The organism is Streptomyces hesseae, assembly GCF_031845785.1.
Taxonomy (GTDB): domain Bacteria; phylum Actinomycetota; class Actinomycetes; order Streptomycetales; family Streptomycetaceae; genus Streptomyces; species Streptomyces hesseae.
Map to the genome: position 1 here is coordinate 33,262 of NZ_JAVRFI010000010.1, position 18,903 is coordinate 52,164.

Here is an 18,903-nt window from a genome sequence, read left to right on the forward strand (position 1 = left end):
TAGTCTCCCCACTGATGGCCGTGACCCGTGAACCGTCCAGCACGCCGCCGCGCCCCGGGCGCCACTCCGCCGTGCGGTCCCTGCTGCGCCTGTGGCCGTATGTGCGCCCGGTACGCGGGCGGCTCATCGCGGGCGCGCTGTCCGCCGTGGTGGGGTCCTGTCTGGGGCTGCTGATCCCGCTGACGCTCAAGTGGATCGTGGACGGGCCGGTGGCCGGCCGCGACCCCTCGGGCGTGTGGCTGGGCGGGCTGGCCCTGCTGGTGCTCGGCGTGGCCGAGGCCGGGCTGTTCGGGCTGCGCCGCATGATCGTGGCCGGCCCGCTGGCGCGGGTCGAGGCGGACATGCGGGCGGCGCTCTACGCGCGCCTCCAGCGGCTGCCCGTCTCCTTCCACGACCGCTGGCCCTCGGGCCAGTTGCTCTCGCGCGCCACGACGGACCTGATGCTGCTGCGCATCTTCCTGTCCTTCCCCCTGACCTTCCTGCTGGTCAACGGGGTGACGATCATCGCCGGCTGCGTCATCCTGCTCCAGCAGCAGTGGACGCTGGGGCTGGTGCTGCTGGCGCCGGTCGCCCCGCTGGTGGTGCTGTGCTCCGTCTTCGAGGAACGCTACGCGCGCACCGCGCGGAAGGCACAGGACCAGATCGGCGATCTGGCGACGGTCGTCGAGGAGAGCGTGCTCGGCATCCGCGTCATCAAGGGTTTCGGCCGGCACCGGGGCCAGGAGCGGGCGTTCCTGGCGCTGTCGCGGCGGCTGCGGGACACCGAGCTGCGCAAGGCGGGCCTGCTGGGCACCCTCTGGGCCCTGATCGTGATCCTTCCCGAGCTGGCCATCGGCGCGGCGCTGGTGCTCGGCGTGCTGAAGGTCGGGGACGGCGAGCTGTCCGCGGGGACGCTGGTCGCGTTCCTGTCGACGGCGCTGGCGCTGCGCTGGCCGGTGGAGTCGATCGGCTTCCTGCTGGCGATCACGAACGAGTCGGCCACGGCCACGGACCGCTTCTTCGAGGTCATGGACACGGCCGAGGCGTCCGCCGGGGACCGGCCCGACGTCGCCGCGCCGAAGGCCGAGGCGCGGCCGAAGGATGCCGGGCTCCGTCTGGAGGGTGTCTGGTTCCGGTATCCCGACGCGCCCGCGGACGCCCCGCCCGTGCTGCGCGGCGTCGATCTGCGCGTCCGCCCCGGCGAGACCATGGCCCTGGTCGGCGCCACCGGCAGCGGCAAGACCACCCTCACCGCCCTCATCCCCCGGCTCCACGAGCCGACCGCGGGACGGATCGTCCTCGACGGCCGGGACATCACCGCACTGCCCCGCGAGCGGCTGCGGGAGCTGGTGGCGGTGGCCTTCGAGGAGCCGACCCTGTTCTCCGCCGGCGCCGAGGAGAACGTCCTGATGGGCGCGCCCGACGCCGGGGAGGCCCGGCTCCTGCGCGCCCTGGCCGTCGCCCAGGCGGACTTCGTCCACGAGCTCCCCCAGGGCCGGCGCACCCGGCTCGGGGAGCAGGGCCTGAGCCTGTCCGGCGGGCAGCGGCAGCGCCTCGCGCTGGCCCGCGCGGTGATCGGCGACCCCCGTTTCCTCGTCCTGGACGACCCGCTCTCCGCGCTCGACGTCCACACCGAGGCCCTCGTCGAGGCCGCGCTGCGGGAGGTGCTGGCCACGACGACGGCCCTGGTCGTCGCCCACCGCCCCTCCACCGTGCTGCTCGCCGACCGGGTCGCCCTGCTGTCCCGGGGGCGCGTCGCCGCGGTGGGCACCCACCACGAACTGCTGCACACCAATGAGGAGTACGCGTCGCTGATGTCCGGCCCGGCGGGGCCCGAAGGGGGCGATCCACGATGACCACCACCGTCTCCGGCCGACCGGCCGCGGAGGACGACCGTCCGGAGGAGCCGTCCGGCGACCCCTTCGACCGGGACGTCCTGCCCGCCCCCAAGGGCGCCTCCCGGGCGCTGCTGCGGTCCCTGCTCGCCCCCGCCCGGGGGCGGGTGCGGCTCGCGGCCGTCCTGCTGCTGCTCCAGCAGGCCGCCGTGCAGGCGGGCCCGCTGCTCGTCGCCTACGCCATCGACTCCGGCGTGCCCGCCGTCCGCCGGCGGGACTACGGGCCGCTCATGGCCGTCGCCATCGGCTACCTCGTCTGTTCCCTGGCCTCCGGCCTGCTCCAGATGGCGTTCGTCCGGCTGGCGGCGCGGGTGGGCCAGGACGCGCTGCTGGAGCTGCGCGGCCGGATCTTCCGCCACTCCCAGGCGCTCAGCCTCGACTTCCACGAGCGCTACACCTCCGGGCGGCTGATCTCCCGCGCCACCACCGACGTCGAGTCGATCCGCGAGCTGCTCAACGACGGCCTCCAGGAGCTCGTCGGCGTGGTCCTGTCCGTGCTCTACGTCTCCGCCACGCTGCTCTGGCTCGACCCGGCCACCGGGGGCGCGGCGCTGCTGTCCCTCCTGCCGCTGGCCCTGCTCGTCCGGTCCTACCGGGTCCGCTCGCTGATCGCCCACCGCCGGCGGTCCACGGCGATCGCGGCGGTCATCGTGAAGTTCACCGAGACCATGAACGGCATCCGGCCCGTGCAGGCCTTCCGTCGCGAGCGTGCCAACGACGCCCACTTCGACGGGCTCAACCGCGTCCACCAGGAGACCAACACCGCCACCGCGCTGGCCATGGCCCACTACGTGGTCCGCTCGCGGCTGGTGGCCAACAGCATGGTGGCCGCGATCGTGGTGTGGGGCGCCTACCGGGTCGCCGACGGAAGCCTGGCCCTGGGGGTGCTGGCCGCCTCGGTGCTGTATCTGCGGCGGCTGTACGACCCGATCGACCGGCTGGGGATGTTCCTCAACTCCTACCAGTCGGCCGCCGCCTCCCTGGAGAAGATCGCGGGCCTGCTGGCCCGGCGCCCGTCCGTACGCGAGCCGGAGGCGCCGCTGGCGCTGCCCGCCCGCGCGGCCGGGAGCCCGGGCCGCGAGGTGGTCTTCGACGGGGTGCGCTTCGCCTACCGCGCGGGCGTCGAGGTGCTGCCCCGCCTCGATCTGACCCTGCGCGCCGGGGAGACGGTCGCGGTCGTCGGCTCCACGGGGGCGGGGAAGTCCACCCTGGCCAAGCTGCTGGCCCGGTTCTACGACCCCACCGAGGGCCGGGTCCTGCTCGACGGCGTCCCGCTGTCCTCCCTGGCCGGGCCGGAGCTGCGGCGCGGGGTGGTGATGGTGACGCAGGAGGCGTTCCTCTTCTCCGGCACGGTCGCCGGCAACATCGCCGTCGGCCGCCCCGACGCGAGCCGCGCGGAGATCGAGCGCGCGGCCAAGGCCATCGGCGCCCATGATTTCATCACCGCCCTGCCCGACGGCTACGACACGGACGTCCGCAAGCGCGGCGGCCGGATCTCCGCCGGCCAGCGCCAGCTGGTGGCCTTCGCCCGGGCGCTGCTGGCCGACCCGGCGGTGCTGATCCTCGACGAGGCGACGTCCTCCCTGGACATCCCGGGCGAGCGGGCGGTCCAGCGGGCCATGCGCACGGTGCTGCGCGGGCGGACGGCCGTGGTGATCGCCCACCGGCTGTCGACCGTGGAGATCGCGGACCGGGTGCTGGTGATGGCCGGCGGCAGGGTGGTGGAGGACGGCGTTCCGGACGAACTCGCCCGGGGCGGCGGCCACTTCGCCGTACTGCACCGGGCCTGGCGGGACAGCCTGGTCTGAACGCCCGGTATACGGACACCGATCTTTGGCCAACGAACAGTTTCCGGCCAACTTGTTGACGCGCCCCTGACATCCGACATTCCGCGGTGGCACTCTTCACCTCAACTGGCGCGGAGCACCCCCACATCCCCACCCCTCCGCGACGGCGATCTCCCCCCTCTCTCCACGTGTTCTGCCGCGCTCCGCCCGGACGGCCCGTTCGCCGTCCGGCGTTCCATCGGCCCACCCACCCCGTGGTGGCCCCGCAGAAGGAGTCAGAGTGAGACCCACCCCCCATCGCCGCGCCGTCGCCACCGGCGCGCTCGTCGCCGTCACGGCGATGCTCGCCGTCGGGGCCCAGACGGGCACCGCCAACGCACGCACCGACGACTCGGCCGCCACCGGTCAGCCCCGGCAGATCATCGCCAAGGCCGCCCCCGGCGCCCAGCCGGCCAGACTCACCCCCTCCCAGCGCGCGGAACTGATCCGCGAGGCCAGCGCCACCACGGCGCAGACCGCGAAGAAGCTGGGCCTCGGCGCCAAGGAGCAGCTGGTCGTCCGCGACGTCACCAAGGACGCCGACGGCACCGTGCACACCCGCTACGAGCGCACCTACGAGGGCCTGCCCGTCCTCGGCGGCGACCTCGTCGTCGACGCGGCCAAGGGCGGCACCGTCAAGTCCGTCGCCAAGGCGAACAAGGCGAAGCTGGCCGTCGCCACGACCGCGCCCTCGTTCGCGGCCGCCACCGCCGAGAAGGACGCCGTCAAGTCCGCCCAGGCGAAGGGCTCGAAGGACACCAAGGCCGACCACGCCCCGCGCAAGGTGATCTGGGCCGCCGACGGCACCCCCGTGCTGGCCTACGAGACGGTCGTCGGCGGCCTCCAGGAGGACGGCACGCCCAACGAGCTGCACGTCATCACCGACGCGAAGAGCGGCAAGAAGCTCTTCGAGTTCCAGGGCGTCAAGCAGGGCACCGGCAACAGCCAGTACAGCGGCCAGGTCACCATCGGCACCTCCGGCTCGGCGGGCTCGTACCAGCTCACCGACACCACCCGGGGCGGCCACAAGACGTACAACCTCAACCACGGCTCGTCCGGCACCGGCACGCTGTTCACCAACTCCAGCGACGTCTGGGGCAACGGCACCAACAACGACCCGGCCACGGCGGGCGTGGACGCCGCGTACGGCGCGCAGCTCACCTGGGACTACTACAAGAACGTCCACGGGCGCACCGGCATCAAGGGCGACGGCCAGGGCGCGTACAGCCGCGTCCACTACGGCAACAGCTATGTGAACGCCTTCTGGTCCGACGCCTGCTTCTGCATGACCTACGGCGACGGCTCGGGCAACGCCAAGCCGCTGACCGCGATCGACGTGGCCGCGCACGAGATGACGCACGGCGTCACCGCCGCCACCGCCAACCTCACCTACAGCGGGGAGTCCGGCGGCCTGAACGAGGCCACCTCGGACATCATGGCCACCGCCGTGGAGTTCTGGGCGAACAACCCCAGCGACCCGGGTGACTACCTCATCGGCGAGAAGATCGACATCAACGGCAACGGCACCCCGCTGCGCTACCAGGACAAGCCCAGCCGCGACGGCCGGTCCAAGGACGCGTGGTACTCCGGCCTGGGCGGCCTCGACGTCCACTACTCGTCGGGCCCGGCCAACCACTGGTTCTACCTGGCGTCCGAGGGCAGCGGCCCCAAGGACATCAACGGCGTGCACTACGACAGCCCCACCTCCGACGGGCAGCCGGTCACCGGCATCGGCCGGGACAACGCCGCGAAGATCTGGTTCAAGGCGCTGTCCCAGCGCATGCAGTCCAACACCGACTACGCGGGCGCGCGCGACGCCACACTCTGGGCCGCCGGTGAGCTCTTCGGCGTCGGCAGCGAGACGTACAACAACGCCGCCAACGCCTGGGCGGCCATCAACGTCGGCAGCCGGCTCTCCACCGGGGTCTCCGTCACCGCCCCCGGCGACCAGACGTCCATCGTGAACACGGCCGTCTCCCTCCAGATCAAGGCGTCCAGCTCCACCACGGGCGCCCTGACCTACTCGGCCACCGGCCTGCCCGCCGGCCTGACGATCAACTCCTCGACCGGGCTGATCTCCGGCACCCCGACCACCACCGGCTCCAGCAATGTGACGGTGACGGTCAAGGACGCGGGCGGCAAGACCGGCACCGCCTCCTTCAAGTGGACCGTGAACACCTCGGGCGGCGGCAGCGTCTTCGAGAACACCACCCCCGTGGCCATCCCGGACGCGGGCCCGGCCGTGACCTCGCCGATCGTCGTGACCCGCAGCGGCAACGGCTCCTCGGCACTGAAGGTCGACGTCAACATCACCCACACCTACCGCGGCGACGTCCAGATCGACCTGGTCGCCCCCAACGGCAAGTCGTGGCGTCTGAAGGACGCCGACTCGTGGGACTCCGCGGCGGACATCAAGGAGACCTACACGGTCGACGCGTCCGCCGTCCCGGCCACCGGCACCTGGAAGCTCCAGGTCCAGGACCTGTACGCCAATGACGAGGGCACCGTCAACAGCTGGAAGCTCAGCTTCTAGCCTCCGGCCGCCTGCCACCGACCAGGCGCCGTCCGGGGTGAGCTCCGACTCCCCCGGACGGCGCCTTACTCATGCGCGGCGCGCCCCCGATCCGTCCTGCCCCGATCCGTCCTACCCCGGCCGCAGCCACACCGTCGCCAGCGGCGGCAGCACCGCCGCCACGCTCGACCGGCGCCCGTGCCACGCCGTCGGCTCCGCCTTCAGCGGGTCCGGGTTGCCGACGCCGCTGCCGCCGTAGCCGGAGGCGTCGGTGTTGAGGGCCTCCTGCCACACCGGCTCCCCGGCCGGTACCCCCAGCCGGTAGCCGTGCCGCACCACCGGGGAGAAGTTGCAGACCGCCAGCAGCGGCCGGCCCTGCGCGTCGTAGCGGGCGAACGCCAGGACGTTGTCGTCCGCCGCGTCGCCGACGATCCATTCGAAGCCCTCGGGCACGATGTCCCGCTGCCACAGCGCCGGTGTCGCCCGGTAGCGGGTGTTGAGGTCGCGGACCAGATCCCGTACGCCCCGGTGGTCGGGCTCGGCGGAGTACGAGGGATCCAGCAGCCACCAGTCGGGGCCGTGGGCCTCGGACCACTCCGCCCCCTGCGCGAACTCCTGCCCCATGAAGAGGAGTTGCTTGCCCGGATGGGCCCACATGAAGCCGAGGAACGCCCGGTGGTTCGCGCGCTGCTGCCACCAGTCGCCCGGCATCTTGGAGACCAGCGAGCGCTTGCCGTGCACCACCTCGTCGTGCGAGATCGGCAGGACGTAGTTCTCGCTGTACGCGTAGACCATCGCGAAGGTCATGTCGCCGTGGTGGTACTTGCGGTGCACCGGCTCCTTCGTCATGTACTCCAGCGAGTCGTGCATCCACCCCATGTTCCACTTCAGGCCGAAGCCCAGCCCGCCGAAGCCGCCGGGGCCCGTGTGGTGGGTGGCGCGCGTGACGCCGTCCCAGGCGGTGGACTCCTCGGCGATGGTCACGACGCCCGGACAGCGTCGGTAGACCGTCGCGTTCATCTCCTGGAGGAAGGCCACCGCGTCGAGGTTCTCGCGGCCGCCGTGCTCGTTCGGCGTCCACTGGCCCGCCTCGCGCGAGTAGTCGAGGTAGAGCATGGAGGCGACGGCGTCCACGCGCAGCCCGTCGATGTGGAACTCCTCGCACCAGTAGACCGCGTTCGCCACCAGGAAGTTGCGCACCTCCTTGCGGCCGTAGTCGAACTCCAGCGTCCCCCAGTCGGGGTGGGAGGCCCGGACCGGGTCCTGGTGCTCGTACAGCGGCCGCCCGTCGAACTCCGCCAGCGCCCAGTCGTCCCTCGGGAAGTGCGCCGGCACCCAGTCCATGATCACGCCGATGCCGGCCCGGTGGAGGGCGTCGACGAGGTGCTTGAAGTCGTCGGGGGTACCGAGGCGGGCCGTGGGGGCGTAGAAGCCGGTGACCTGGTAACCCCACGAGCCGCCGAAGGGGTGCTCTGCCACCGGCATCAGCTCCACGTGCGTGAAGCCGAGGTCCTTGACGTAGGCGGGGAGTTGATCGGCCAGTTGCCGGTACGTCAGCCCCGGTCGCCAGGACGCGAGGTGTACTTCGTACACCGAGAACGGCGCCTCGTGGACGGGACGCGCCCCGCGCCGCGCCATCCAGTCGGCGTCCCGCCACACGTGGTGCGACGCGTCCACGATCGACGCGTTCGCGGGCGGCACCTCGGCGCGCCGCGCCATCGGGTCCGCGCGCAGCGTGCGCGAGCCGTCAGGGCGGGTGATCTCGAACTTGTACAGCGCGCCCTCGCCGACGCCCGGGAGGAACACCTCCCACACCCCCGCGCCGCCCAGCGAGCGCATCGGGTGGACCGTGCTGTCCCATACGTTGAAGTCGCCCACGACGCAGACGCCCTGGGCGTTCGGCGCCCACACCGTGAACCGGGTGCCCGCCACGTCCTGGTGCGTCATCGGGCGGGCGCCCAGCGCCTGCCACAGCTCCTCGTGCCGGCCCTCCCCGATGAGGTGGAGATCCAGCTCCCCCAGCGCGGGCAGGAAACGGTACGGGTCGTCGAGCGTCAGCTCCGTGTCCTCGTAGGTGACGAGGAGACGGTAGTCGGGCGGGATCCTGTGGAGAGGGAGGGTCGCGGCGAACAGGCCGTCGCCCTCGTCGAGGAGCTCCGCGCGCAGGCCCTTCGCGACGACCGCCACGCCCTTCGCCCACGGGCGCAGGGCGCGCACGACGATCCCGCCGGGCACGTGGTGCGCGCCCAGCACGCCGTGCGGGTCGTGGTGGGCGCCGTGGAGGAGGCGGTCGCGGGTGGGGGCGTCGAGGGGTGGTGCGGGGCGGATTCCGTTTCCCTTGCCGGAGGGTGCGTTCTTGGTGGGTGCAGGTGTGTTTTGGGTGGGCGTCGGCGCTCGTAGGAACGTTGCCGGGATCGGCGGTCGTGCGGTCACAGGTGGTCCTCCGGGGGCGTACGGGGCGGACGGGTCAAGCCGGCGTGAACGCCGGTCGCACGGTGGCCTCCGGCCAGGCGGTGGATCGCGGACATCGGCACGGACAGCCAGTCGGGGCGGTGCCGGGCCTCGTAGAGCACCTCGTAGACGGCCTTGTCCGTCTCGTGCGCCCGCAGCAGCAGGGGATCCTCGCGCGGGTCCTGGTGGACGGTCGCATAGCCCTCGCAGAACGCCGCCCGGGAGCGCTCGGCCCAGTCGGTGCCGGCCGCGCGGCCCACCGCCGCCGCGTAGTCGAACGAACGCAGCATCCCCGCGATGTCCTGCGCGACCGGCTGCGGACGGCACCGTTCCGGCAGCGGGCGGGCCGGCTCCCCCTCGAAGTCGATGAGCGACCAGCGGCCGTCGGCGGCGGTGCGCAGCGCCTGCCCCAGGTGGAGATCGCCGTGGACGCGCTGGGCCCGGCGGGTGTGCCCGTCCCGGCCCAGCGCCGCCAGCTCGTCGTAGGCCTCGCCCAGCGCCCACCGGTACGGGCGCAGGGCCGGGACGGCCTCGGCCGCCGCGTCCAGGCGCCGGGTCATCACCTCCGCGAGCCGCTCCAGCTGGGGGCGGCGCAGGACGACCGTGGGCAGTGCCTCGGCCAGGGCGAGGTGCACCTCGGCGACGGCGTGGCCGAGGGCGCGCGCGGAGGCGGTGAAGTCGGCCTGGACGGAGAGGGCGCCCAGCGCCAGCTGCCAGCCGTCGGCGGAGCCGGCCAGGAAGGGTTGCAGCACGCCCAGGGTCATGGGCATCGCGCCGTGGAGCTCCGCCTCGAACCAGGCCGCCGGTGCCGGGACGCGAGCGCATCCGGTCTTCGCCAGTGCGCGCGGCAGTTCGAGATCGGGGTTGGTGCCGGGGCCCACGCGACGGAAGAGCTTGAGGATATACGTTTCGCCGTATACCGCCGAGGAGTTGGACTGCTCGGCCCCCAGGAGGCGGGGCGTCAGGTCCGGTGGGATCTTCGCCTCCGGTTCGCGGCTGAAGCGGAGGGGGCCCAGGCGGCCCGGGACCCTCAGCCGCTCCAGAAGGAGCGCCGCGAGGCGGGGGTCGGCCAGGCCCTCGTAGACGGTGCGGCCGTGCAGGGGGCCGCCCGCCGGGCGGCCGATGCGGGCGGGGGCGAGCTGGGGCGGGAGGACGTCCTGGACGCCCAGCAGCAGTTGGTAGCAGTCGTCGGTGACGGTGGGGTGGGTGGTGCCGTCCTGGGTGGGCTGGCGAGCCCGTACGAGGAGGTGGAGGAGGCCCGGGGTGGTGGCGGTGGCGGTGGGCGACTTGGGGAGGATCTCCGTCGCCGCGACGAGCGTGAAGCCGTCGATGGGACGGCCCTTGCCGGCGAACCAGCGCTGCCTGGGCAGCCATTCCGTGAGCAGGGGGGCGAGCGAGGCGAGCAGCGGTGCGGCTTCCGACATGCGTCGCGTCCTTTCCCCGGGGCACACGACGGATGGGGCAAAGTGTCCCGGATGACGGCTTCGGCCAGGGTGTGGTGCGGGACGTGTCGGGGGGAATCGTCCGGTTGCGCTTGCGCTTTTCGCTTGCGGGGTGGTGCGGGGCCGGGGTGGGACCGACCCCTGCCCCTCCCGTCGGTTCGCCTGCCCCTCCCGGGGGTGGGGAAACCGGTGTCAGGTGCTCGGGGCCGTGCGGCGCAGCCGGAACCAGTAGAAGCCGTGGCCCGCCAGGGTGAGCAGGTACGGGAGTTCTCCGATCGCCGGGAAGCGGACCCCGCCGATCAGCTCTACTGGGTGGCGGCCGCTGAATGCCCGTAGGTCCAGCTCGGTCGGCTGTGCGAACCGTGAGAAGTTGTTCACGCAGAGGACCAGGTCGTCGCCGTGTTCGCGGAGGAAGGCGAGTACCGCTGGGTTGCTGGACGGGAGTTCCGTGTACGAGCCCAGGCCGAATGCCGGGTTCTGCTTGCGGATCTCGATCATTCGGCGGGTCCAGTGGAGGAGTGACGATGGACTGCTCATCGCCGCTTCCACGTTCGTGACCTGGTAGCCGTAGACCGGGTCCATGATCGTGGGGAGGTACAGCCTTCCCGGGTCGCAGGAGGAGAAGCCCGCGTTGCGGTCGGGGGTCCATTGCATGGGGGTTCGGACCGCGTCCCGGTCTCCCAGCCAGATGTTGTCCCCCATGCCGATCTCGTCCCCGTAGTAGAGGATCGGGCTGCCCGGGAGCGAGAGGAGGAGGGCTGTGAAGAGTTCGATCTGGTTTCGGTCGTTGTCGAGCAGGGGCGCCAGGCGGCGGCGGATGCCGATGTTCGCCCGCATGCGGGGATCCTTGGCGTACTCCGCCCACATGTAGTCGCGCTCTTCGTCCGTCACCATCTCGAGCGTGAGCTCGTCGTGGTTGCGGAGGAAGATGCCCCACTGGCAGCGGGACGGGATCTCCGGGGTCTTCGCCAGGATTTCCGAGACCGGGTAGCGGGACTCGCGGCGGACGGCCATGAAGATGCGCGGCATGACCGGGAAGTGGAATGCCATATGGCATTCGTCCCCGCCGTTCTCGTACGAGCCGAAGTAGTCGACCACGTCCTCCGGCCACTGATTGGCCTCGGCCAGCACGACCGTGTCCGGGTAGTGGTCGTCGATCTCCGCGCGGACGCGCTTGAGGAATTCGTGGGTCCGGGGGAGGTTCTCGCAGTTCGTGCCCTCTTCGGCGAAGAGATACGGGACCGCGTCCAGGCGGAAGCCGTCGATGCCCAGGTCCAGCCAGAAGCGGAGGGCGGCCAGGATCTCCTCCTGGACGGCCGGGTTCTCGTAGTTGAGGTCCGGCTGGTGGGAGAAGAACCGGTGCCAGTAATACTGCTTTCGCACCGGGTCGAAGGTCCAGTTCGACGTCTCCGTGTCCACGAAGATGATCCGCGCGCCCTGGTACTGCTTGTCGTCGTCCGCCCAGACGTAGTAGTCGCCGTAGGGGCCGTCGGGGTCGGTGCGGGACTGCTGGAACCAGTCGTGCTGATCGCTCGTATGGTTCATGACGAAGTCGATGACCACGCGCATACCGCGGGTGTGGGCCGCGTCCACGAACTCGACGAAGTCGGCCAGGTCGCCGAATTCCGGCAGCACCGCGGTGTAGTCGGAGACGTCGTAACCGCCGTCCCGGAGCGGTGACTGGAAGAACGGCGGGAGCCACAGGCAGTCGACGCCGAGCCACTGGAGATAGTCCAGTTTCGCGGTCAGTCCCTTGAGGTCGCCGATGCCGTCGCCGTCGCTGTCCTGGAACGAGCGGACGAGTACTTCGTAGAAGACGGCCCGCTTGAACCAGTCGGGATCCAGATCCTTGGCCGGAGTGTCCTCGAAGGTGTCCTGGACGGGCTCATTGACGATCATGGTGTGGGTGACCCTCCGATCTGAGAGGACGGTCGCAGCGAGAACACGTGCGCGGGCGGGCGGCCCGGCTCCAGGCGCACATAGTTGTCCCTGCCCCAGTGATAGGTCTCCCCGGTGAGCTCATCGCGCACCGGGGCGGTCTCGTGCCAGCCGAGGCCGAGCTCCGGCATGTCCAACGAGACCGTGGCCTCCTGGGTGTGGTGGGGGTCGAGGTTGACGACCGTGAGGACGCAGGAGGGGCCCGAGCGCTTGGAGTAGGCGATGACCGCGTCGTTGTCCGCGTGGTGGAACCGCAGATTGCGGAGGTGCCGGAGGGCCGGGTGGCGCCTTCTGAGCCGGTTGAGCGTGGTGATCAGGGGGGCGATGCTCCGCCCCTCGCGCTCCGCGGACTCCCAGTCCCTGGGGCGGAGTTCGTACTTCTCCGAGTTCAGGTACTCCTCGCTGCCCACATGGGCCGGGAGGTTCTCGCAGAGTTCATAGCCGGCGTACATCCCCCAGGTGGGGGCCAGCGTCGCGGCCAGGATCGCACGCGCCTCGAAGGCCGGGCGGCCGCCCTCCTGGAGGTACGCGTGGAGGATGTCCGGGGTGTTGACGAAGAGGTTGGGGCGCATATGCGCGGCGGAGGGGCCCGACAGCTCGGTCAGATAGTCGGTGAGTTCCTGTTTGGTGTTGCGCCAGGTGAAGTACGTGTACGACTGCTGGAAGCCGATCGCCCCGAGGGTGCCCATCATCGCGGGCCGGGTGAAGGCCTCGGCAAGGAAGATCACGTCCGGGTCGGTGCGGCCGATCTCGGAGATCACCTTTTCCCAGAAGACGACCGGTTTGGTGTGGGGATTGTCGACGCGGAAGATCCGTACGTCGTGGGCCATCCAGAAGCGCAGGATCCGGAGTGTTTCGGTGACCAGGCCGTCGAAATCCGCGTCGAAGGCCAGGGGGTAGATGTCCTGGTACTTCTTCGGCGGGTTCTCGGCGTACGCGACGGAGCCGTCCGCGCGGTGGTGGAACCACTCGGGGTGCTTGCCGACCCAGGGGTGGTCCGGGGAGCACTGGAGGGCGAAGTCGAGGGCCACTTCCAGGCGCAGGTCGTGCGCCCGGCTGACGAAGTGGTCGAAGTCCTCCAGCGTGCCCAGATCGGGGTGGATCGCGTCGTGACCGCCCTCCGGGGAGCCGATGGCCCAGGGGCTGCCCACATCGTAAGAGCCCGCGCTCAGCGCGTTATTGGGGCCCTTGCGGTGGGTGGTGCCGATGGGGTGGACCGGGGGGAGGTAGACGACGTCGAAGCCCATCGCCGCGATGGCGGGGAGACGGCGGGCCGCCGTGCGGAAGGTGCCGCTCCGGGGCGGCTGGCCGGGAATCAGCCGGGCGCCCTCCGAGCGGGGGAACATCTCGTACCAGGAGCCGAAGAGGGCCCGTTCCCGCTCCACCAGCACCGGCACCGGGCGGGAGCTGGTGACCAGCTCCCGCAGTGGATGGCGGGCCAGGGCGGCCACGGCCTCGGGGGTCAGGGCGGCGGCGAGCCGGGCCGCGGCCGGGCGCGAGGCGTCGCGCAGGGCGTCGACGGCGGCCAGCACGGCCTCCCTGCCGTCGTTCTTGGGGACGCCCGAGGCCGCCCGCTCATGGAGCCGGGCGCCCTCCTCCAGGACCAGCTCGGTGTCGATGCCCGCCGGGATCTTGATGGAGGCGTGCTCGCGCCAGGTGGTGACCGGATCGCTCCAGGCCTCGACCGCGTAGGTCCAGCGGCCCGTCGCGTCCGGGGTGACCGCCGCCCCCCAGCGGTCGGTGCCCGGGGCCAGCTCCCGCATCGGCGTCCAGGGGCCGCACCGGCCGGCGGGCCCGCGCAGCACCACGTTCGCCCCGACCGCGTCGTGCCCTTCCCGGAAGACCGTGGCGGAGACCTCGAACTCCTCGCCCACCACGGCCTTGACGGGCCTTCGGCCGCAGTCGACGAGCGGGCCGGGGTCCAGGACGGGGATGCGACCGATCATGGGATCACCTGGAGAGTCTCAGGGGTCTTGGGCGAGGGTTCCGTCTGTTCTATCTGGTCCGTCGGCGGTCGGGAGGGTGCGGGCATGGCTGCTCCTGTCCGCGTTCACTCGGGCGGGCGGAAGAAGGGACGGCGGCCGTCAGCAGGGCGACGGACGGTCGTCCCGGTACACCGGGTGAGCTTTCCCACCGGGTCCGCCCGGGCATGCCCGGACTGTATGAACTACTCGTGCGTAGTTCCCCTGACCCCGCGCACGGAGGGCGGCCGTTCCCCCGTCACCCGTAGGGAGTCTGCTCGATGGTCCGATCGCGTGCAATGTGGCGAAACGGCGCCGTTGAGGGCCGGACGGGGGAACGGGCACCGGGCAAGGCCTTCGAAGGCCGTAGCGGCTTTTGGCCTTGGACAGTGCTGCTGTACGCGAGACGTAAATCCGCCTAGTACTTATCGCCTAGTGCGAAGACATCAGTCGGTCTGCGCGCGGGCTCGCCCCGGTGCGGTGGAACCGGTCCATTGCCCCCTCCCGTGCCGACGCCTGCCGCTACCGTCGAATCCGTGAAGGCCATTCGTCGATTCAGCGTGCGTCCCGTCCTTCCGGAACCCCTACGACCGCTCAGCGAACTGGCGCGCAATCTGCGCTGGTCCTGGCACCCCGAGACCCGCGAACTGTTCCAGTCCGTCGACCCCGAGGGCTGGCGGGCCGCCGGGGGCGACCCGCTGCGGCTGCTGGGTTCCGTCTCCGCCGACCGGCTGGCCGCCCTGGCCGAGGACCGCCGGTTCCGGCGGCGGCTGGCGGCGGCCGCCGACGATCTCCACGACTACGTCACCGGCCGGCGCTGGTACCAGGACCAGCCCGCCGGGCTGCCGGCCGCCGTCGCCTATTTCTCCCCCGAGTTCGGCATCACCGCCGCCCTCCCCCAGTACAGCGGGGGCTTGGGCATCCTCGCCGGCGACCATCTGAAGTCCGCGAGCGACCTGGGCGTTCCCCTCATCGGCGTCGGACTCCTCTACCGCCACGGCTATTTCCGTCAGTCGCTCTCCCGCGAGGGCTGGCAGCAGGAGCACTATCCCCTGCTCGACCCCAACGAGCTCCCGCTGTCCCTGCTCCGCGAGCCCGACGGCACCCCCACCCGGGTCACCCTCGCCCTGCCCGGCGGCCGCTGTCTGCACGCATACGTCTGGCAGGCCCAGGTCGGCCGGGTGCCGCTGCTGCTCCTCGACTCGGACGTGGAGGACAACGGCTCCGGGGAACGGGAGGTGACCGACCGGCTCTACGGCGGTGGCAGCGAGCACCGGCTGCTCCAGGAGATGCTGCTGGGCATCGGCGGGGTGCGCGCCGTAAGGGCGTACTGCCGGATCACCGGGCACCCCGAGCCGGAGGTCTTCCACACCAACGAGGGGCACGCGGGCTTCCTGGGGCTGGAACGGATCCGTGAACTGGCCGAGCAGGGCGCCGACTTCGACGCGGCGCTGGAGTGCGTCCGCGCCGGCGCGGTCTTCACCACCCACACCCCCGTGCCCGCCGGCATCGACCGTTTCGAGGCCGCGCTCGTCGCCCGGCACTTCGCGGACGGCGCGGAGCTGCCCGGCATCGACGTCGAACGGGTCCTGGCGCTGGGCCGGGAGGACTATCCCGGCGGGGAGCCCAACCTCTTCAACATGGCCGTGATGGGCCTGCGGCTGGCCCAGCGCGCCAATGGCGTCTCCACGCTGCACGGCAAGGTCAGCCGGGAGATGTTCGCCGGGCTGTGGCCCGGCTTCGACCCGGAGGAAGTGCCCATCACGTCGGTCACCAACGGGGTGCACGCCCCCACCTGGGTGGCCCCCGAGGTCTTCCGGCTCGGCGCCCGGCAGATCGGCGCCGGGCGCGCCGAGGACGCCCTGGCCGTCGGCGGCTCCCAGCGCTGGGACACCGTCGCCGACATCTCCGACGCCGCCGTCTGGGAGCTGCGGCGCACCCTGCGCGAACAGCTGGTGGAGGAGGTGCGGGAGCGGCTGCGGGCCTCCTGGCGGGAGCGCGGCGCCGGGACGGCCGAGCTGGGATGGATCGACGGGGTGCTCGACCCGGACGTCCTCACCATCGGCTTCGCCCGGCGCGTGCCGTCGTACAAGCGGCTGACGCTGATGCTGCGCGACCGCGAGCGGCTGACCGAACTGCTGCTCCACCCGGAGCGGCCGGTGCAGATCGTCGTCGCGGGCAAGGCGCACCCGGCGGACGACAGCGGCAAGCGGCTGGTGCAGGAGCTCGTCCGCTTCGCCGACGACCCGCGCGTACGCCATCGCCTCGTCTTCCTGCCGGACTACGGCATGGCGATGGCCCAGAAGCTCTATCCCGGCTGCGATGTCTGGCTGAACAACCCCCTGCGGCCGTTGGAGGCCTGTGGTACGTCCGGGATGAAGGCGGCGTTGAACGGCTGTCTCAATCTCTCCGTTCTGGACGGCTGGTGGGACGAGTGGTACGAGCCGGACTTCGGCTGGGCCATCCCCACCGCCGACGGCGCGGCCATGGACGACGACCGCCGCGACGACCTGGAGGCGGCCGCTCTCTACGACCTGCTGGCCCAGCGGGTGGCCCCGCGCTTCTACGACCGGGCGGCGGGCGGACTGCCGGGCCGCTGGATCGAGATGGTCCGGCGCACGCTGGCGACGCTCGGGCCGAAGGTGCTCGCCGGGCGGATGGTCCGCGAGTACGTCGAGCGGCTCTACGCGCCCGCGGCCGAGGCCCACCGGTCCCTGGACGCGATCGCCGCGCGGGAGCTGGCCGCGTGGAAGGCACGGGTGCGGGCGGCGTGGCCGGCCGTCGCCGTGGACCATGTGGAGGCCGTCTCGGACGGCCCGCTGAACGGCACGGCCGAGCTGGGCTCCACGGTCTCGCTGCGGGTGAGCGTGACCCTGGGCGAGCTCGACCCCTCGGACGTCGAGGTGCAGGCCGTCGCGGGCCGTGTGGACTCGGCCGACCGGCTGTCCCAGGCGGCGGCGTTCCCGCTGAAGGCGACGGGTGCGGTGGGACTGGACGGGCGGCGCCTGTACGAGGGTCCGCTGACGCTGGACCGGACCGGGCCGTTCGGGTACACCGTGCGGATCCTGCCCGCGCACCGGTTGCTGGCCGATGGGGCTGAGCTGGGGCTGGTGGCGATGCCGTCGTCGGAGGGGGCGGGTGAGGCGGCGGGGGTGCTGATGCGGTAGGCGCGGGGGGGCGCGCTGCCGGGTGGGGCGGGCCGGTGGGGGCTGGTCGGATCAGCTTGAAGGATCCGGCGCGGGCCCCGCCGGCTGCGGCTGCTCGACAGCGCTGCCCTCGATCGTTTCAGGCTTCATGTAGAGAATCTCGCGGGCCTGCTCAGCGGCGCGGGCCATGTTCTCGCTGACGAAGTCGACGAAGCGGGCGATGTTCTCAAGGCGGACGCCGGCTTGAGTGTCGCGGCCGAGGATGCCGACGCCCTGCCGTGCGGTCTCGGCGAGCAGGGCGTTGGAGCGGGCGGCCGCGATCATCCCCGTATAGAAGACGTCGTTGTCGACGAGGTAGCGCTCGCGACGGCGCTCGTCGCGTTCCCGGCGGATGAGGCCCTGACTGTCGAGGAGCGCCACCGCCTTGGAGACGGACGCGGGGCTGACCTGGAGGCGCTGGGCGAGTTCGGACGCGGTGAGGCTGCCCGCGTCGGTGGTGTAGAGGCAGGTCAGCACGCGGGACACCATCTTGGGCAGGCCCTGTTGCATGAGCAGGGTCGTGAACGCCTCCTCGTACTCGCGCACCGCTTCGGTATCGCGTCCATGGGCCTGCGGCGGCACCTCCGCCCCTCGGGGCGCGGCCTGCCTGCGCCGGTGGGCGCGGCGCTCGGTGGCGCGATGGGCCAGGTCGGCGCGGTAGGCGGTGGGGCCGCCGTTGCGCATCACCTCGCGCGTGACGGTCGAGGTGGGACGGTCGAGACGCCTGGCGATCTCCGCGTAGGCGAGCCCGTCGGCCACCCCCAGCGCGATCTGCTGGCGTTCCTGCTGGGTGAGTCTGCCGCCGGGCATCGGGGTCTCCTTCGTGGTCCGTCCGTGATGGCTCCAGCATAGCGTTCACTTTCAATCCATTGCAACGGACGGGGATGTCTGTTGTTGCGTTAGATTCAAAACCGTTGCAACGAAATTGATGGCTTGACCTGCGAAGATACCGCCACTACGCAACGCAGTCGTTGCCAGATCCTTGAACGCAACGTAGCTTTTCCCTCATCGGAAACAACGAGTTCAAGGAGCGCACGATGCAGAAGTTCGACACCCCCGCCCCGATCGCCGCCGTCCTCGACATCCCCGCCGGGCGCGTGCAGTTCATCGCCGCCGACCGGGCCGTCACCACGGTCGAGGTCCTGCCCGCGACCGCCTCCAAGAGCCGCGACGTGAAGGCGGCGGAGCAGACCGAGGTCGCCTTCGTCGACGGCGTCCTGCGGATCGAGACCCGGGCGACGAAGAACCAGTACTTCGGCCCCTCCGGATCCATCGAGGTCACGGTCCAGCTGCCCGCCGGCTCCCGCGTCGACGCGAAGACCGACTGCGTGGAACTCCGGGGCGTCGGACGGCTCGGCGACGTCACCTTCGAGGGCGCGTACCGCCAGATCAAGATCGACGAGGCCGCGAGCCTCCACCTCACCGCGGTCGACGGCGACGTCGAGGTCGGCCGGCTCAACGGCCCCGCGGAGATCAGCACCAACCGGGGCGACATCCGGATCGCCGAAGCCGTGCGCGGCACGGTCGTGCTCCGCACCCAGTCCGGCAGCATCTCGGTCGGCGCCGCCACCGACACCTCGGCCGCCCTGGACGCCCACACCCACCACGGCCGCATCAGCAACTCCCTCAAGAACGACGGCACCGTCGTCCTGGACATCCGCGCGACCACGTCTCAGGGCGACATCACCGCCCGCAGCCTCTAAAACCTACGGAA

Annotated in this window: 10 protein-coding genes; 5 read left to right on the top strand and 5 right to left on the bottom strand. The window is 71.6% G+C overall.

Going from position 1 to position 18,903, the window contains the following annotated elements; all coding sequences use genetic code 11:
- Positions 1 to 14: 14 nt before the first annotated feature.
- The 3 genes from RM609_RS17285 (at position 15) to RM609_RS17295 (ending at position 6,233) form a co-directional block, all read left to right on the top strand.
- Positions 15 to 1,835 carry an ABC transporter ATP-binding protein gene (locus RM609_RS17285; protein ID WP_311611881.1) on the top strand — a complete coding sequence of 607 codons (1,821 nt, stop codon included), beginning with the start codon at positions 15 to 17 and terminating at the stop codon, positions 1,833 to 1,835.
- Positions 1,832 to 3,682 carry an ABC transporter ATP-binding protein gene (locus RM609_RS17290; protein WP_311611882.1) on the top strand — a complete coding sequence of 617 codons (1,851 nt, stop codon included), beginning with the start codon at positions 1,832 to 1,834 and terminating at the stop codon, positions 3,680 to 3,682. The genes RM609_RS17285 and RM609_RS17290 overlap by 4 nt, the downstream gene beginning before the upstream one ends.
- Before the next feature lie 259 nt (positions 3,683 to 3,941).
- Positions 3,942 to 6,233 carry a M4 family metallopeptidase gene (locus RM609_RS17295; RefSeq protein ID WP_311611884.1) on the top strand — a complete coding sequence of 764 codons (2,292 nt, stop codon included), beginning with the start codon at positions 3,942 to 3,944 and terminating at the stop codon, positions 6,231 to 6,233.
- Between the two features lie 111 nt (positions 6,234 to 6,344).
- Here RM609_RS17295 and glgB read toward each other — a convergent pair whose 3' ends face one another.
- The 4 genes from glgB to RM609_RS17315 form a co-directional block, all read right to left on the bottom strand.
- Positions 6,345 to 8,645 (bottom strand): 1,4-alpha-glucan branching enzyme, encoded by a 2,301-nt coding sequence (gene glgB / locus RM609_RS17300; protein ID WP_311611886.1) that lies wholly within the window; start codon positions 8,643 to 8,645, stop codon positions 6,345 to 6,347.
- Entirely contained in the window at positions 8,642 to 10,087 is a 1,446-nt protein-coding gene (locus RM609_RS17305) for a maltokinase N-terminal cap-like domain-containing protein (protein WP_311611887.1), read from the bottom strand. Before RM609_RS17305 ends, glgB begins: the two co-directional genes overlap by 4 nt.
- A gap of 210 nt (positions 10,088 to 10,297) precedes the next feature.
- Positions 10,298 to 12,004: a maltose alpha-D-glucosyltransferase gene (gene treS, locus RM609_RS17310; RefSeq protein WP_311611888.1), complete on the bottom strand. Its 1,707-nt coding sequence runs from the start codon at positions 12,002 to 12,004 to the stop codon at positions 10,298 to 10,300.
- On the bottom strand, positions 12,001 to 13,989 hold the full coding sequence (locus tag RM609_RS17315; RefSeq protein ID WP_311611889.1) for an alpha-1,4-glucan--maltose-1-phosphate maltosyltransferase: 1,989 nt from the start codon (positions 13,987 to 13,989) through the stop codon (positions 12,001 to 12,003). The genes treS and RM609_RS17315 overlap by 4 nt, the downstream gene beginning before the upstream one ends.
- A 551-nt stretch (positions 13,990 to 14,540) precedes the next feature.
- On the opposite strand from RM609_RS17315, the gene glgP reads away from it, so the two are divergent.
- Entirely contained in the window at positions 14,541 to 17,171 is a 2,631-nt protein-coding gene (glgP, locus tag RM609_RS17320) for an alpha-glucan family phosphorylase (RefSeq protein WP_311611891.1), read from the top strand.
- Between the two features lie 51 nt (positions 17,172 to 17,222).
- Here the strand turns inward: glgP and RM609_RS17325 are convergent, their stop codons facing one another.
- The gene (locus RM609_RS17325) at positions 17,223 to 17,999 is read right to left on the bottom strand and encodes a helix-turn-helix domain-containing protein (protein ID WP_311611892.1); all 777 of its coding nucleotides are present in this window, start codon (positions 17,997 to 17,999) and stop codon (positions 17,223 to 17,225) included.
- A gap of 227 nt (positions 18,000 to 18,226) precedes the next feature.
- On the opposite strand from RM609_RS17325, the gene RM609_RS17330 reads away from it, so the two are divergent.
- Entirely contained in the window at positions 18,227 to 18,892 is a 666-nt protein-coding gene (locus tag RM609_RS17330) for a DUF4097 family beta strand repeat-containing protein (RefSeq protein WP_311611894.1), read from the top strand.
- Positions 18,893 to 18,903: the final 11 nt, after the last annotated feature.